The 15,959-nt window shown below is 65.0% G+C and carries 12 protein-coding genes; 7 read left to right on the forward strand and 5 right to left on the reverse strand.

The window, feature by feature from the left end; all coding sequences use genetic code 11:
- Positions 1-266: 266 nt before the first annotated feature.
- Positions 267-1,787, reverse strand: coding sequence for a fumarate hydratase (locus ASE91_RS17765; protein ID WP_056628907.1), 1,521 nt, complete (start codon positions 1,785-1,787; stop codon positions 267-269).
- Between the two features lie 118 nt (positions 1,788-1,905).
- Here ASE91_RS17765 and ASE91_RS19800 point away from each other — a divergent pair, with 118 nt between their 5' ends.
- The 6 genes from ASE91_RS19800 to trhO all read left to right on the forward strand — a co-directional run bounded on the left by ASE91_RS19800 (position 1,906) and on the right by trhO (position 11,854).
- Positions 1,906-3,957, forward strand: coding sequence for an EAL domain-containing protein (locus ASE91_RS19800; protein ID WP_162233683.1), 2,052 nt, complete (start codon positions 1,906-1,908; stop codon positions 3,955-3,957).
- Between the two features lie 185 nt (positions 3,958-4,142).
- Positions 4,143-6,221: an NAD-dependent DNA ligase LigA gene (gene ligA, locus ASE91_RS17775; protein WP_056628616.1), complete on the forward strand. Its 2,079-nt coding sequence runs from the start codon at positions 4,143-4,145 to the stop codon at positions 6,219-6,221.
- A 152-nt stretch (positions 6,222-6,373) separates the two neighbouring features.
- Positions 6,374-8,866, forward strand: a complete 2,493-nt coding sequence (locus ASE91_RS17780; protein ID WP_056628619.1) for a TonB-dependent receptor — start codon at positions 6,374-6,376, stop codon at positions 8,864-8,866.
- Positions 8,867-9,012: 146 nt separating this feature from the next.
- Positions 9,013-10,113, forward strand: coding sequence for a sensor histidine kinase (locus ASE91_RS17785; protein ID WP_056004327.1), 1,101 nt, complete (start codon positions 9,013-9,015; stop codon positions 10,111-10,113).
- Complete coding sequence (locus ASE91_RS17790) at positions 10,110-10,922, forward strand: LytR/AlgR family response regulator transcription factor (RefSeq protein WP_056506582.1); 813 nt, start codon at positions 10,110-10,112, stop codon at positions 10,920-10,922. The genes ASE91_RS17785 and ASE91_RS17790 overlap by 4 nt, the downstream gene beginning before the upstream one ends.
- Complete coding sequence (trhO, locus tag ASE91_RS17795) at positions 10,922-11,854, forward strand: oxygen-dependent tRNA uridine(34) hydroxylase TrhO (protein ID WP_056628622.1); 933 nt, start codon at positions 10,922-10,924, stop codon at positions 11,852-11,854. Before ASE91_RS17790 ends, trhO begins: the two co-directional genes overlap by 1 nt.
- Positions 11,855-11,891: 37 nt before the next feature.
- Here trhO and ASE91_RS17800 read toward each other — a convergent pair whose 3' ends face one another.
- Both ASE91_RS17800 and ASE91_RS17805 read right to left on the reverse strand, forming a co-directional pair.
- Positions 11,892-12,197: a DUF3297 family protein gene (locus tag ASE91_RS17800; RefSeq protein ID WP_056004318.1), complete on the reverse strand. Its 306-nt coding sequence runs from the start codon at positions 12,195-12,197 to the stop codon at positions 11,892-11,894.
- 75 nt (positions 12,198-12,272) lie between these two features.
- The gene (locus ASE91_RS17805) at positions 12,273-12,731 is read right to left on the reverse strand and encodes a hypothetical protein (protein WP_056628624.1); all 459 of its coding nucleotides are present in this window, start codon (positions 12,729-12,731) and stop codon (positions 12,273-12,275) included.
- Between the two features lie 140 nt (positions 12,732-12,871).
- On the opposite strand from ASE91_RS17805, the gene ASE91_RS17810 reads away from it, so the two are divergent.
- Positions 12,872-13,270 carry an EVE domain-containing protein gene (locus ASE91_RS17810; RefSeq protein WP_056628625.1) on the forward strand — a complete coding sequence of 133 codons (399 nt, stop codon included), beginning with the start codon at positions 12,872-12,874 and terminating at the stop codon, positions 13,268-13,270.
- Positions 13,271-13,571: 301 nt separating this feature from the next.
- On the opposite strand, the gene ASE91_RS17815 is transcribed toward ASE91_RS17810, so the two are convergent.
- Both ASE91_RS17815 and ASE91_RS17820 read right to left on the reverse strand, forming a co-directional pair.
- Positions 13,572-14,849, reverse strand: a complete 1,278-nt coding sequence (locus ASE91_RS17815) for an MFS transporter (RefSeq protein WP_056628629.1) — start codon at positions 14,847-14,849, stop codon at positions 13,572-13,574.
- Positions 14,850-15,092: 243 nt separating this feature from the next.
- Positions 15,093-15,887 carry a 2-keto-4-pentenoate hydratase gene (locus ASE91_RS17820; RefSeq protein ID WP_056628632.1) on the reverse strand — a complete coding sequence of 265 codons (795 nt, stop codon included), beginning with the start codon at positions 15,885-15,887 and terminating at the stop codon, positions 15,093-15,095.
- Between the last annotated feature and the right edge of the window lie 72 nt (positions 15,888-15,959).

The raw sequence follows: 15,959 nt of genomic DNA on the forward strand, positions 1-15,959 counted from the left end.
GTGACGGGGCGATCGGGGGCGGCCTCGCCGTCATCCCGGCGAAGGCCGGGATCCATGGTCCCGCAAGCGCCGAACTCGTCGGTCATGCGGCACGGTGGATCCCGGCCTTCGCCGGGATGACGGAGTTGGGAGGATACCCACAGCTTCCAAGCCCTTCGTCGTTCCCGCGCAGGCGGNGAACCCGTAGACGCAACGCCTGTGGATCGAGCCGAAACGCTGGCGCGTATGGATTCCCGCCTGCGCGGGAATGACGATGGGCCGACGACTTACGCCCCTTCGAGCAACCGCTCCTTCGCGATCTTCTCGCGCCACACCAAGGGCGCGAGGTGGTGGACGTTCTGCCCTTCGCTATCCACCGCGACCGTGACCGGGAAGTCCTGCACCTCGAACTCGTAGATCGCTTCCATGCCGAGGTCCTCGAACCCGACGACCTTCGACCCCTTGATTGCCCGCGCGACCAGATAGGCCGCCCCGCCGACCGCCATCAGGTACGCGGACTTCCGCTCCGCGATCGCCTTGGTCGCGTCGGCACCGCGTTCGGCCTTGCCGACCATCGCCAGCAGGCCCTGGTCGAGCATCATGCGGGTGAACTTGTCCATGCGGGTCGCGGTGGTGGGACCGGCCGGGCCGACTACTTCTTCGCCGACCGGATCGACCGGCCCGACATAATAGATCACGCGACCGCGGAAATCGACGGGCAGTTCCTCGCCCCTCGCCAGCATGTCGGCGATCCGCTTGTGCGCGGCGTCGCGGCCGGTCAGCATCTTGCCGTTGAGCAACAGCCGGTCGCCATGCTTCCACGTTGCGACGACGTCCGGGGTCAGCGTGTCGAGATCGACGCGGATCGCGGCCTTGTCCGGGGTCCAGTTGACGTCGGGCCAGTCGGCAAGGTTCGGCTGTTCGAGATAGGCCGGACCGCTGCCATCCAGCGTGAAATGCGCGTGGCGGGTGGCGGCGCAGTTGGGGATCATCGCGACGGGCTTCGACGCGGCGTGCGTCGGCCAGTCGAGGATCTTCACGTCGAGCACTGTCGACAGTCCGCCCAGTCCCTGCGCGCCGATGCCGAGGGCGTTGACCTTGTCCATCAATTCGATCCGCAGCGCCTCGATATCGGTCTGGGCCCCACGTTCCTTCAACTGGCCCATATCGATCGGGGCCATCAGCGATTCCTTGGCGAGCACCATCGCCTTTTCGGCGGTGCCGCCGATGCCGATGCCGATCATCCCCGGCGGACACCAGCCCGCGCCCATTTGCGGGATCATTTCCAGCACCCAGTCGACGATCGAATCGCTGGGGTTCATCATCTTGAACTTGGACTTGTTTTCGGAGCCACCGCCCTTGGCCGCGACATCGACATGGACCTTGTCGCCCGGCACCATTTCGACGTGCAGCACCGACGGCGTATTGTCCTTGGTATTGCGCCTGGTGAACGCCGGATCGGCGAGGATCGACGCGCGCAGCTTGTTCTCCGGGTGGAGATAGGCGCGGCGCACGCCCTCGTCGACGACCTCCTGCAACGACCGGTCGCTGTCGAGCCGGCAATTCTGGCCCCATTTGACGAACACGGTGACGATGCCGGTATCCTGACAGATCGGGCGATGCCCCTCGGCACACATCCGGCTGTTGGTCAGGATCTGCGCAATCGCGTCCTTGGCGGCCGGCGAGGTTTCGGCGGCATAGGCCTCCCCGAGCGCGCGGATATAGTCCATCGGATGGTAGTAGCTGATGAATTGCAGCGCATCGGCCACGCTGTCGATCAGATCGGCTTCGGTGATGGTGACGGTCATCGCAGGGTCCATATCGGTCATTTTTCCATACTGCCCTACAGGCAGGAAGCGGCCCGTTGCAAAGAATTCGTTCACGATGCGCCGCTATCATCGCCCCGATACGGAAAGGGACGGACAGTTGGCGATCGGCGGAATGAAGGCAGCGTTGCGATCGTGGGTGCAGCGACCGGACGATTCGGCCGCCCTGCCCGCCGAGCGCGCCGTCCGGCTGCTGCGCGAGGCGGAGGATCACGGCCCTAACTGGTTCTGGCAGACCGATCGCAACGGCCGCGTCACCTATCTGAGCGACAAGATCGTCGGCGTATTTGCCGCAGCCGACATCGACCCGGTCGGCGCCGCGCTTACCGATTTGTTGCGGATCGCCGGCGGTGAAACCGCACCGGATAATCCGGAACGCACCCTCGCCTTTCACCTGTCGGCCCGCACCGCGTTCACCGGTTACGCCGTCACCCCGGCCATCACCGGCGAGCGCAACTGGAGCTGGAGCGTATCGGGCAGCCCGTTCACCGATCCGTTCGGCCGGTTCGAGGGGTTCGTCGGCACCGGCACCGACATGGCGGCGGTGCGCGAATCGGATGCGGAGATCACCCGCCTCGCGCTGTTCGACAGCCTGACGGGCCTCGCCAATCGCCAGCGGATGCACATTTCACTCGAACAGACGCTGGCGCAGCCGGGCTATGATGGCACCGCGCTGTTCCTGCTCGATCTCGACCGGTTCAAGGCGGTGAACGACACGCTCGGCCATCCGGTCGGCGACGCGCTGCTCAAACAGGTCGCCGAACGGCTGCTCCGCGTCGTCGACGATGCCGGGCTCGTCGGGCGGCTGGGCGGCGACGAATTTCAGGTCGTCCTGCCGCGCATCGGCAACCGGACGCAGATGGCGACGCTGGCGCAGGCGATCATCGCGTCGCTGTCGCAACCCTATTTCCTGAACGGCCATACGGTATCGATCGGCTGTTCGGTCGGCATCGCCGTATCGCCCGACGACGGGGCCACCCCCGACATGCTGGTCAGCCACGCCGATCTCGCTCTGTATGCCGCCAAGGATGCCGGACGCGGCGTCCACCGCTTCTTCCACGATACGCTGCTCGAAGGTGCGCGATCGCGCCAGCAGATGGCGGACGACCTGCGCGTCGCCCTGTCGCGCGACCAGTTGCGCATCGTCTATCAACCGGTCGTCGCGCTGGAAGACGGGCGGATCACCGGGTTCGAGGCGCTGGTACGCTGGGACCATCCGACCCGCGGCACCGTGCCGCCACAGGATTTCCTCGGCGTGGCGGAGGAATGCAAGCTGACCGGGCAGATCGGCGAATGGGTCCTGCGCACCGCCTGTCACGATGCGGCGTCCTGGCCGGAAGCCACGCGGCTGTCGGTCCATTTGTCGGGCGCGCAATTCGCCGATCCGGCGCTGACCGCCATCCTGGCCAACGCCGTCGCGCGCTCCGGGCTGCCCGCCGAACGACTGGAATTAAGCATTGCGGAGGCGAGCGCGCTTCGCGACATGCGGGCCGCCGTCGCGACCTTCACCGCGTTGCAGGGGATCGGCATCCGCCTCGCGCTCGACGATTTCGGGGCGGGACAGGCGTCGATGACCTGCCTGCGCCGCCTGCCGTTCGACCGGATCAAGATCGACCGGTCGTTCGTGCGCGGCGTCAGCGATCCCGAAGGACGCAACGCCGCCGTGGTCCGCTCGATCGTGACGCTCGCCGACCAGCTCGGTATCGTCACGACGGCCAAGGGCATCGAATATCATGACGAACTGGCGGTCCTGCGCGACCTTGGCTGCACCGACGTGCAGGGGCCAGTCTATGGTGTGCCGCTCGACGGTGCCACCGCCGCCGCGCGACTGCTGGACGAAGGCGGCGCGCTGACCCCACAGGGGCCGAAGGCGGAACGCGCGGCACGGACGCGGATGCTGCGATCGACCACGATCGAACTGGGTGGTCGCACCCGCCCGGCGCGCATCCGCGACCTGTCGACCACCGGCGCGCTGATCGATCTGGTCGATTTCGGCGAGACCGCGATCGGATCGGTCGTCCGGATCGATACCGGCGGCGGCCACTGGGCTGCCGCGACGATCCGCTGGGCGGAGGATGGCCGCGCCGGCCTCCATTTCGACCGCCCGATCGTGGTCGAACGCCGCATGACCATCCGCCGCAAGGAAACGTGAGGAAACCGCTCTAAGCCTGTTGCCCGTCGTTCCAACGCTTTCTATCTACGTTCGGTAGACAAATAATTTCAGCCAATTTCTGCATGGCAGCGCATCGCACGAGCAAGATGGCAAAAATAAACAAAGTTAATACGTCGAAACTTCACGTTGCTCCGGAAGACGCGCAACGAGAACATTCTCATATAATGCATGAGATAGCGGGTCACGACACAAGATACTACGTGCATGATGATCCTACCATCAGTGATGCTGACTACGACAACCTCAAACTACGACTGCGAGAGCTGGAGCGAAAAGATCCGGATTTAGCAGATTTATTCGATCCGACAGCTGCTGTTGCCGGATCTCCAGCGAAGCATCTGGCAAAGGTCGCCCATGCCCGGCCGATGCTCAGCCTCAACAACGCCTTCGCCGATGCGGACGTTGCCGAATTCGTCGCCAGCATCCGCCGTTTCCTGCGCCTGTCCGACGACGAAGCCGTATCGCTGACCGCCGAGCCGAAGATCGACGGCCTCTCGGCATCGCTGCGCTACGAACACCGCAAGCTGGTCCGCGCGTTGACCCGCGGCGACGGCGCGGTGGGCGAGGACGTGACCGCCAATGTCGCGACCATCGCCGATATTCCGCAAACCCTGCCCGCCGCCGCGCCCGATGTGTTCGAGGTGCGCGGCGAGGTCTATATGGCGAAGGACGACTTCGCCGCGCTCAACGCCCGCCTGCTGGCCGATGCGGTCGATCCGGCCAAGGCGCGCCAGTTCGCCAACCCGCGCAACGCCGCCGCCGGATCGCTCCGGCAAAAGGACGCCGCCGTCACCGCCGCGCGCCCGCTCAAATTTCTCGCCCATGGCTGGGGCGAAGTCACCGCCCTTCCCGCCGACACCCAGGCCGGCGTCGTTGCGGCGTTGAAGGACTGGGGCTTCCCGATCGCCGACGCCTTTCAGCGCTGCGACGGCGCGACCGAAGCGCTGGTCGTCTATCGTGCGATCGAGGGGAGCCGCGCCGACCTGCCGTTCGATATCGACGGCGTCGTCTACAAGCTCGACCGGCTCGACTGGCAGGAGCGGCTGGGGTTCGTCGGCCGCGCGCCGCGCTGGGCGATCGCGCACAAATTCCCCGCCGAACGCGCGCAGACCACATTGAAGGCGATCGATATCCAGGTCGGGCGCACCGGCGCGCTCACCCCCGTCGCGCGGCTGGAGCCGGTGACGGTCGGCGGCGTCGTCGTCACCAACGCCACGCTGCACAATGCCGATGAGATCGAGCGGCTGGGCGTGCGTCCCGGCGACCGCGTCGTCGTGCAGCGCGCCGGCGACGTCATCCCGCAGATCGTCGACAACCTGACCCGCGACGACGTCCGCGATCCATGGGCGTTCCCGACCGAATGCCCCGAATGCGGCTCGCTCGCCGAGCGCGGCGAGGGCGAAGTCGTGGTGCGCTGCACCGGCGGCCTCGTCTGCCCGGCGCAACGGGTCGAACGGCTGATCCATTTCGTCTCGCGCCACGCCTTTGACATTGCGGGACTCGGGCTGGTCCGGGTCGAGGAATTCTTCCGCGACGGGCTGATCGCCTCGCCCGCCGACATCTTCCGCCTGCACACCCACCGCGAAGCGCTGGTCCAGCGCGAGCGCATGTCAGACCTCGTCGTGACCAAGCTGCTGACGGCGATCGACGCGCGCCGCACGATCGGACTCGACCGGTTCCTGTTCGCGCTCGGCATCCGCCATGTCGGCGAAGTGACCGCGCGCGACCTCGCCCGCCGCTGGACTTCGGCAAAGGACTTCGCCGCGATGATCCGCCGCGCGCTCCATGTCCGCCGCACCACCCAGCCGGCGATCGGCGAGAACGACCGGAAATTCACGCTGCGCCGCGGCCGCGCCCTGGTCGCCGCGGTCGAAACGGCGGGGATCGGCCCCGAAGTCGCCGACGCACTGCTCGCCTTCTTCGCCGAAAAGCATAATCGCGACGTCGTCGCGGACCTGCTGCGCGAAGTCCGCCCCGACGACATCGCCCATGCGACGACGCAGAGCGAACTGACTGGCAAGACCGTCGTCTTCACCGGCAAGCTCGAGACCCTCAGCCGCGACGAGGCCAAGGCGCAGGCCGATGCGCTGGGTGCGCGCGTCGCCGGGTCGGTGTCGAAGAAAACCGATCTGGTCGTGGTCGGTGCCGATGCCGGATCGAAACGGGCCAAAGCAGAGGAACTGGGTATCCGCGTGATCGACGAAGCCGCATGGTCGGCGATCGTATCCGGCGCGACGACGTGATGTTTTTGCAACGCATCAAAACAGACTGATGCCCCCGCTTCCGGTTGTCGCAAAATAGAAATATGGGACGTTCATTGGCGCCGGGACGGTGAAGCGCACCGCCTGAACCAGCGAGAGAGTCGCGCCACCCATTTGCGATTCCAAGGGGACCTATGAACACCAAGCTCCATGCCGGCGTGGCCTTTGCCGCGCTCCTGCTCCCGGCCTCGGCCTTCGCGCAATCGACCGGTTCGACCGATTTCGAATCGGAAGACATCGTCGTCACCGGCAGCCGCACCGACAATGGCGTCGACGGCATCAAGATCCCCGACGGCCCCAAGGCACGCGTCGTGCTCGATCAGGAATTTCTTGCCAAGCAGACCCCCGGAAACACGGTGCTCGACGCACTGAACATCGTTCCCGGCGTCAACTTCACGCAGAGCGATCCGTTCGGTTCGTCGGGCGGCAACATCCGTATCCGCGGCTTCGACGGCAACCGCGTCTCGCTGACGTTCGACGGTTTCCCGCTGAACGATTCGGGCAACTACGCGATCTATTCGAACCAGCAGCTCGATCCCGAACTGGTCGACGAGATTAACGTGAACCTCGGCGCGACCGACATCGACAGCCCGACCGCATCGGCGGCCGGCGGCACGATCAACTATCGCACGCTGATCCCGTCGGAAACGCTGTCGGCGACGATGGTCGCATCGTACGGCGATTTCGATTTCCACCGCGTGTTCGGCCTGATCGAAACCGGCAACCTGACCTCGTTCGGCACCCGCGCCTTCCTGTCGGCGTCGACCGCGTCGAACGACAAGTTCCGTGGCCCCGGCGAAATCCGCAAGCAGCAGTTCAACGCCGGCATCTATCAGCCGCTTGGCGACAATGGCGACTTCATCCGGGTGTCGGGCCATTACAACGAGAACCGCAACAACTTCTATCGTGCGGTATCGGTGGGTGACATGCGCACCCTGTTCGGCACCGGCGTGATCCCGGCGAACGCCAGCGCGTCGCCCGCCAATCCGATCCGCATCGATCTGAACGAACAGCAGTTCGAAACCGTCAACAATTTCGAGAACAACGAGTTCTGCAACCGTCCGACCCCGGTTCGCGGCACCGCCCAGAACGAGGCGCAGGGCGACGCCGCGAACTGCTCGAATTATTACGGCATTCGCGTCAACCCGTCGAACACCGGCAACATCCGCGCCAACTCGCGCTTCACATTGTCCGACAAGCTGACGCTGACGCTCGATGGTTCGTACCAGTATACGCTGGCCCATGGCGGTGGCACCTCGACGCTGGCCGAGAATTCGGCGCGTGCAAACGGCGGCCTAACCACGTCGGCGGGCGTTGATTTCAACGGCGACGGCGATGTCCTCGACACCGTCCGCTTTTTCTCGCCGAACATCACCAACACCAATCGTTACACCGGCATCGCATCGCTGCGCTACGACATCACCGAAGACCAGCGCGTCCGCGTCGCCTATACCTACGACAATGCCAACCACCGCCAGACCGGAGAATGGGGCAACCTTTTCTCGAACGGCATGCCCGAAGACATCTTCTCGGGTCGTAACGGTCGTCCGGTACTGACCGCCGATGGCTTCACCATTAGCCAGCGTGACCGTGAATCGACCGCGCTCCTGAATCAGGTGTCGGGCGAATATATCGGTCGCTTCTTCGATCGCGCCTTCACGCTGCAGGTCGGTCTGCGGGCACCATTCTTCAAGCGCGACCTGCAGACCAACTGCCCGATCGAGGCACGCGGTTCGGGCTTCGCCTATTGCACCAGCGAGCCGCTCACGTCGTTGCGCATCATCGCGCCGGACGCCGTCGTGCCGACCACGGGGGCTACGCCGTACTATGCGCCGTTCGCGACGACCTACAAGTACGACGCGATCCTGCCGAACGCCGGCTTCACCTATAACTTCGTCGATACCAACGTCAGCATGTTCGGTAGCTATGCGAAGGGCTTCTCCGCACCGCGCACCGACAACCTGTATCGTGCGCCGTTCATCGGCGTGCAGCCGGAAAAGACGGACTCGTTCGATCTGGGTCTGCGTTACAACAGCCGCATGGTGCAGTCGCAGCTGACCGGCTGGTACATCAAGTACAAGAACCGCATCGTGTCATCCTTCGACTTCGATCAGGGCATCTCGTTCGACCGCAACATCGGCGCCGTGGACAGCTATGGCTTCGACGGCACCGTCACCGTGCGTCCGACCACGTGGCTGGGCCTGACGGCGATCGCATCGTACACCCATACCGAGCTCCTCTCGAACGTGCAGACCACCGGTACCGCCGTTGCGCAGACCAAGGGCAAGGCCGTGCCGGAGACTCCGGAATGGCAGTTCGGCGGTCGCGCCGAATTCAACTACGGTCCGGTCAATGTCGGCGTGCAGGGCAAGTGGGTCGACGAACGCTTCCTGACGGACCTGAACGACGTGGTGGTCGGTGCCTACACGCTCGTCGATCTCGACGCGCGCTTCAGCCTCGAACAGTACGGCCTCGCCAAGACCAACCTGTCGCTCAACGTCCGCAACCTCTTCAACGAGCGGTATTTCGGCAACATCAGCACGCAGGTCGATGCATCGTCCGGCAACCCGAACCTGTCGGTCGGCTATCCGCGCACCGTCATCGGTTCGATCAAGTTCGGCTTCTAAGCCCAACCGGACCAACCGACGCGAACCGCCGTCCCGGCAACGGGGCGGCGGTTTTCGTTTGGGGCGGCTTTGCGCTACAGCCCGGTTTCCATCCCGGCCCCGCCGCGATATGACGGCGACAAGGGGCCATAGTTGCGACGGAGCGCATGACGCTTAAGCCCGCCATTTTCTCGCGCCCCTTCTTCGAACAGAAGAACCGCGCCTTCTGGCTGCTGCAGGCCGCCGGCTGGACCGGCTATCTGATCCTGCGCTCGGTCTCGACGCTGTCGAACGCCGCGTCGCTCAAAAGCGTGCTGGCGAATATCGTCGAGGTCATCGTCGGCTATTGCCTGACGCTGCTGATGAGCGTGCTCTACGGCTATTACCGCTCGCTGCCGCGCGTGCCGGCGATCTTCCTGACGCTGTGCACCCTGTCGGCGGCGACCTTCGCCTATTCGCTGATCGATGCGTTCGTCTTCACCTTCATCCGCAACGTGTCGCCCGATGTCAGCTTCTCGCTGGTACTGGGTACGCTGTTCATCAATTTCACCGTGCTGGCCGGCTGGTCGGCCGCCTATTTCGGCATCAATTTCTATCTGGTCGTCGAACAGCAGGTCGACGAGATGCGGATGCTGGAGATGCAGGCATCGTCGGCACAGCTGGCCATGCTGCGCTATCAGCTGAACCCGCATTTCCTGTTCAACACGCTCAATTCGATCTCGACGCTGGTGCTGCTCAAACAGACCGAGAAGGCGAATGTGATGCTCAGCCGCCTCGCCTCGTTCCTGCGGTACACGCTGGCGAACGAGCCGACCGCGCACGTCACGCTGGAGCAGGAGGTTGAAACGCTGAAACTGTATCTCGATATCGAAAAGATGCGGTTCGAACATCGCCTGCGCACCGAATTCGATATCGACGCCCGCGTCATGCACGCGCGGCTGCCCTCGCTGCTGCTCCAGCCGTTGGTCGAAAACGCGATCAAATATGCGGTGACGCCGCAGGAGGATGGGGCCGATATCGCGATCACCGCTCGACTGGCCGGGGATCGGGTGCAGATCGCCGTTTCCGATACCGGCCCCGGCTTGATCGACGGACCGAAGCGGCCGACGCTGTCCACCGGTGTCGGCATACAAAATATCCGGGACCGGCTGGCGCAGGCCTATGGCCCCGACCATCGATTCGACACCCGTTCGGGCAACGGGGGCGGATTCGTGGTCGAGATCGAACTGCCGTTCCAGACGCAAGACGTTACCAAAGAGGCTGCATGACCATCCGTACCATCCTTGTCGACGACGAATCGTTGGCGATTCAGGGCCTCGAACTGCGGTTGCAGGCGCATGAGGATGTCGAAATCATCGACAAATGCCAGAACGGTCGCGAGGCGATCCGTTCGATCAAGACCCACAAGCCCGACCTCGTCTTCCTCGACATCCAGATGCCCGGTTTCGACGGCTTCTCGGTGGTGCAGGGGCTGATGGAGGTCGAACCGCCGCTGGTGGTGTTCGTCACCGCCTATAGCGACCACGCGATCCGCGCGTTCGAGGCGCAGGCCGTCGATTATCTGATGAAGCCGGTCGAGGAATCGCGCCTCGCCGACACGCTCGACCGGGTGCGCCAGCGCCTCTCCGAAAAGCGCGGGCAGGCCGAGGTCGAGAAGCTCAAGGAAGTGCTCGCCGAAGTCGCCCCCGACACCGCGGCGGAAATGGAAGCGGCCGATGGTGGCGGCGACGATGCGCACGGGGCCAATCGCTTCGAAAAGCTCATCAACATCAAGGATCGCGGCCAGATCTTCCGCGTCGATGTCGATACGATCGAGATGATCGAGGCGGCGGGCGATTACATGGTCATCAACACCGGCGACAATTCGCTGGTGCTGCGCGAAACGATGAAGGACCTCGAAAAGCGCCTCGATCCGCGCCGGTTTCAGCGCGTCCACCGCTCGACCATCGTCAACCTCGACCTGGTCAAGCAGGTGAAGCCGCACACCAATGGCGAATGTTTCCTGATCCTCGAATCGGGGGCGCAGGTGAAGGTCAGCCGATCGTACCGCGACGTGGTGGCGCGCTTCGTCCACTGATGGCCGGGATTACCGTCGCGGCGCTGTACCGCTTTGTTTCGATTGCCGATCCGAAAGGGCTCCGCGATGCGATGGAGCAGGTGCTCGACAGCGCCGGCATTCGCGGCACGCTGCTGATCGCGTCGGAAGGGATCAACGGCACCATCGCCGGCAGCGCGGAGGGGATCGACACCGCGCTGACGGCGATCCGTGCGCTGCCCGGCTGCGACGACCTGCTGCCCAAGTTCAGCACGGCGGAGACGATGCCGTTCCACCGCCTGAAAGTACGGGTGAAGCGCGAGATCGTGACGATGGGCGTGCCCGGCACCGATCCGACCAGAATCGTCGGCACCTATGTCGCGCCCGCCGACTGGAACGCGCTGATCGCCGATCCGTCGACCGTGGTGATCGACACCCGCAATGCCTATGAGGTGAAGGTCGGCACCTTCGCGGGCGCGGTCGATCCGCACACCGACAGCTTCCGCGACTTCCCCGACTGGTTCCGCGCCAATCGGACCAAGCTGCTGGCCGGCAAGACGCAGGTCGCGATGTTCTGCACTGGCGGCATCCGCTGCGAAAAATCAACCGCTTTCCTGAAAAGCGAAGGCGTCGACGCGGTCTACCACCTCGACGGCGGCATCCTGAAATATCTGGAAGACATCTCCGCCGACGCCAGCGCGTGGCAGGGCGAATGCTTCGTGTTCGACGAACGCGTCGCCGTCGGCCACGGCCTGACGCAGGGCACCCACGACCTGTGCCGCGGCTGCCGCATGCCGGTCAGCCCGCAGGACCGCACCTCACCGCTGTTCGAGGAAGGCGTGCAATGCCCTGCCTGCGCCGGCACCCGCGACGCAGCGACGCTCGCGGCCAAGGCGGAACGCCACCGGCAGGTGACGCTGGCGGCGCGACGCGGCGAGCAGCATGTCGGCAAGCGGATGGAGCGGGACGGCTGACCACCCCTCCCCGGCAAGGAAGGGGCATCGGCGAAGGTTACGCCGCCCCGTCGGCCTTGTCGTCCTCCGCCGCGGCGTCGTCGGTCGCAGCTTCCTCACCCTCGGCCGGCGTCTGGAAATAGGCTTCGACCGGCCCGGTGAGCTTGATGGTCAGCGGCTGGCCCTTGCGGTCGACCTTCTTGCCCAGCCCGACGCGGATCCAGCCTTCGGAGATCGAATATTCCTCGACATCGGTGCGCTCGGCGCCTTTGAAGCGGATGCCGATGCCGCGCTCCAGCACGGGCTGGTTGAAATGCGGGCTGCGCGGATTGATCGAGAGGCGATCGGGGGGCGTATCAGTCATGGGCGCGGCCCATGCCGCAAAACGCCCCGCGCGCCAAGTGCAAAGGGCGGAAGGACCTGCCCCCCGCCCCTGCCATCAGCTACAGACCCGGACGCGAACCATCTGGTCGTAATAGGGGTCGTAGCGCCGTTCGACCCAGCACCGCTGATAGTCATTGTAGCGCTGGGCATAATAGCCGTCGTTCGGATAGAATCCGCGCTGCTGATAGAACCGATCGTCGTAATTATACGCATAGCCGCGATCGCGATAATAACGCTCGCGATAGCGGCGGTCGTTCGCGCTGGATGCCAGCGCCGCGCCGATCGCCAGGCCGGCGATGCCGGCGACGACGGCCGTGCCGCCATTGCCGCGATTACGGTTCCAGCCCCGGTTCCACCCGCGATCATGGCCACGGTCCCAACCGCGATCATATCCCCGGTCATATCCACGGTCATATCCGCGACGCCACTGCGCCTCGGCCGGGGCAGCAGCGGCGGTCAGCGCGGTCGCCGCCAGCGACAGCCCCAGGCCCGCCTTGGTCAGCAAGGTCTTCATGCCAATCTCCTCAAGTGCGTGGGGGCCGTGCCGCCCCTGTCCACGTCGACGCACCTGCGCCGATGATCGGGTCATGGCAGGCAGCGACTGAACGCACGCGGAATGCTATATTCACCCGCGGTTTATCGTGAGGGTCCGACATGGCGTACTGGCTGCTGAAATCCGAACCCGACAGCTATGGCTGGGACGATCTGGTCAAGGACGGCGGCACCGAATGGGACGGCGTGCGCAACCATACCGCCGCCAGGCACCTGCGCGCGATGGCGGTCGACGACCGCGCGCTCTTCTACCATTCGGGCAAGGACAAGGCGGCGGTCGGCATCGCCCGCATCGCGCGCGCGGCGCAGCCCGATGACGACGAAGGCTGGGTGTCGGTGCGTGTCGAACCCGACCAGCCCCTGCCCCGCCCGGTGACGCTGGCGACGATGAAGGCTACCGAGGACCTCAAGGACATGGCGATGCTCCGCCAGTCGCGGCTGTCGGTGTCGCCGGTGACCGACGCCGAATGGGAGGTGGTGATGGGGTTGGCGGGGCAATAGGCCCGCTCACCCCCTGCCCGTCCGTTCGGTTCGAGCAGTTTCGAGCGAAGTCGAGAAACGTCCGTCGAGAACGGGTTGCCCCAAACGGAGCGTTCTCGACTGTCGCTTCTCGACAAGCTCGAAGCTGCTCGAACCGAACGGGGTAGGTGGGGGAGAAACCTCCCCGACCGTTCGTGCCGAGTAGAGACTGAGCTTGTCGAAGGCTCGTATCGAAGCATCTGCCCCGATCCTTCGATACGCCATTTCGACAAGCTCAGCGGCTACTCAGGACGAACGGATGGGGCTGATCCGCAGCGGATCGTTACGCCGCCTCCACCCGCGCCAACCGCGGCGACAACAGGTGCACCAACGCCAGCGCCACGAAATACGCCGACCCGGCGACGAAGAACAACGGCGCGTAGCTGCCGATCCCGTCGAGCACATAGCCGGCATATTTCGCCATCAACATGCCGCCGACCGCGCCGACCGTCCCGCCGATCCCGACCACCGACCCCACCGCCGCCCGCGGAAACAGGTCCGACGGCAGCGTGTAGAGGTTCGCGGAAAACGCCTGATGCGCCGCCGTCGCGATGCCGATGACCAGCACCGCCACCCACAGATTGTCGATCGACTGCGCGAACAGCACCGGCAGCACCGCGAACGCACAGACCAGCATCGTCACCTTGCGCGCATAGTTGACGGTCCGCCCGCGCGCGATCAGCCGCGACGACAGCCACCCGCCGGCCACGCTGCCCAGATCGGACAACAGATAGATCGCGACCAGCGGCGGCCCGAAACTCAGCAGATCGAGGTCATAACGGTCGCCCAGATAGCCGGGCAGCCAGAACAGGAAGAACCACCAGATCGGGTCGATACAGAATTTGCCAAGCGCATAGGCCCATGTCTCGCGCTTGGCGATCAGCCGTCGCCACGGCAGCGGCTGCACCGGATCGGCCGGGTCCTGTTCGATCCACGCCAGTTCGCCCGACGACACCTTCTGGTGCTCGCGAGGGCGACGATAAAAGCTCAGCCACGCGACCAGCCACACGAAGCTGACGACGCCGGTCACGACGAACGCCATGCGCCAGCCATAGGCGACGGTCAGTGCCGGCACCGCCAGCGGGGTGATGATCGCGCCGACATTCGCGCCGGCGTTGAACACCCCGATCGCAAAGGCACGCTCCTTGGCCGGAAACCATTCGGTCACCGCCTTGATCCCGGCCGGAAAGTTCCCCGCCTCGCCGATGCCCAGCCCGAACCGCGCCATCGCGAACTGCGTCACGCTATACGCGCCGCCATGGGCGATATGCGCGACCTGCCAGATGACGAAGGCGACGGCATAGCCCATGCGCGCGCCGATCACGTCGACGATCCGCCCGAACCCGATATAGCCGATGGCATAGGCCATCTGGAAAAAGAAGATGACGTTGGCGAAGTCGGTCTCGGTCCAGCCGAGATCCTTGGACAGCGTCGGCTTCAGCACGCCGATCATCTGCCGATCGACATAGTTGATGACCGTCGCCATGAACAACAGCGCGACGATCCCCCAGCGATACCGCCCCGCCCGGCGTACCGCGCGCTCGATGCCGTCACCTTCCATTCCTCGCCTCCACATTCCCGGCGGCCGATCCTTGTCGACCTTGCTGTTCCGCCCTCTGGAAAGGGTCTCGTTCCATTCGTTCGACGGCCGACGACCGGCGTTTCGCGTTTCGACTTCCTTGCCGTACTTCCGCGAAGGCGGGGATACGGCGGATTGGTGGCTAAGCACACGACTTTCGTAAAGGCCCCGACGTGATCCGGAGTATTGAAGCGTTTGCGGCCGGCGGCATCCCGCCAACAAATCTCACCCTGCCACTGCCCGAACCCCGGCCGCAACGATCCCGCACGCAACGCGCAGCTGGCCGAAATCCGCCTCGAACCGCTGCCCCGGCGCAATCCCGTGCACGCCGGTCACCGCGCCCGACGACACCCACTGTCCCGGCTCCAGCGTCAACCCGCGCACTGCCAGACAATCGATCAGGAACGCCACCGCTCCGATCGGCCCGTCGAGCATCGTCCGCGCCGTCGCCCGGCCGACGACCGCGCCGTCGATCCGCGATTCCACCGGCCAGTCGAGGAACGACAGGTCGCGCCATCCCGGAACTTCCTCGCCGACCAATAGCCCGAAATTATTGCCATAATCGCTGACCGTCACCAACGGCCCGTCGGCGTTGATCCCCGGATAGGGCGAGCTGGCGATTTCGATCCCGACATGCACCGCGTCGACCAGTTCCAGCGCCTGTTCAGGCGTCAGCCCGCTCAGCCCCGCCGAGCTTCGCCCGATCCGCACGCAAAATTCCGCCTCCGCCGCGGCAAAGCCATCGGCGATCACCGGCAATGCCTCGGTCTCGGTGCCCACCACCTGTTCGGCGAAAATCGGTCCGGCCAGCCGGTTGCTCCCCAGCGTCGCGTCGAGCGGCGGGTTGATCCGTCCGACCTTCCACCCGACGATCTGCCGGCCATCGATCCCGATCGCCCGGTCCTGAATGGCATAGGCATCGGTCAGGGTCGTCGGCCGCTCGCCCGGATAGGTCGGCAGGCCCTGTGCCTGCTGCCGCGCGCCAACGAAAGCGTGCGCGATCCGATCGCGATTATCCATGCGACTTGCCTCTCCTGTTGCTGCCGAAGGCGTAATGGAAACCGGTGTCAGTCACAAGCGGGAAGAATCGTC

Source organism: Sphingomonas sp. Leaf62, assembly GCF_001421915.1.
In the GTDB taxonomy this organism is placed as follows: domain Bacteria; phylum Pseudomonadota; class Alphaproteobacteria; order Sphingomonadales; family Sphingomonadaceae; genus Sphingomonas.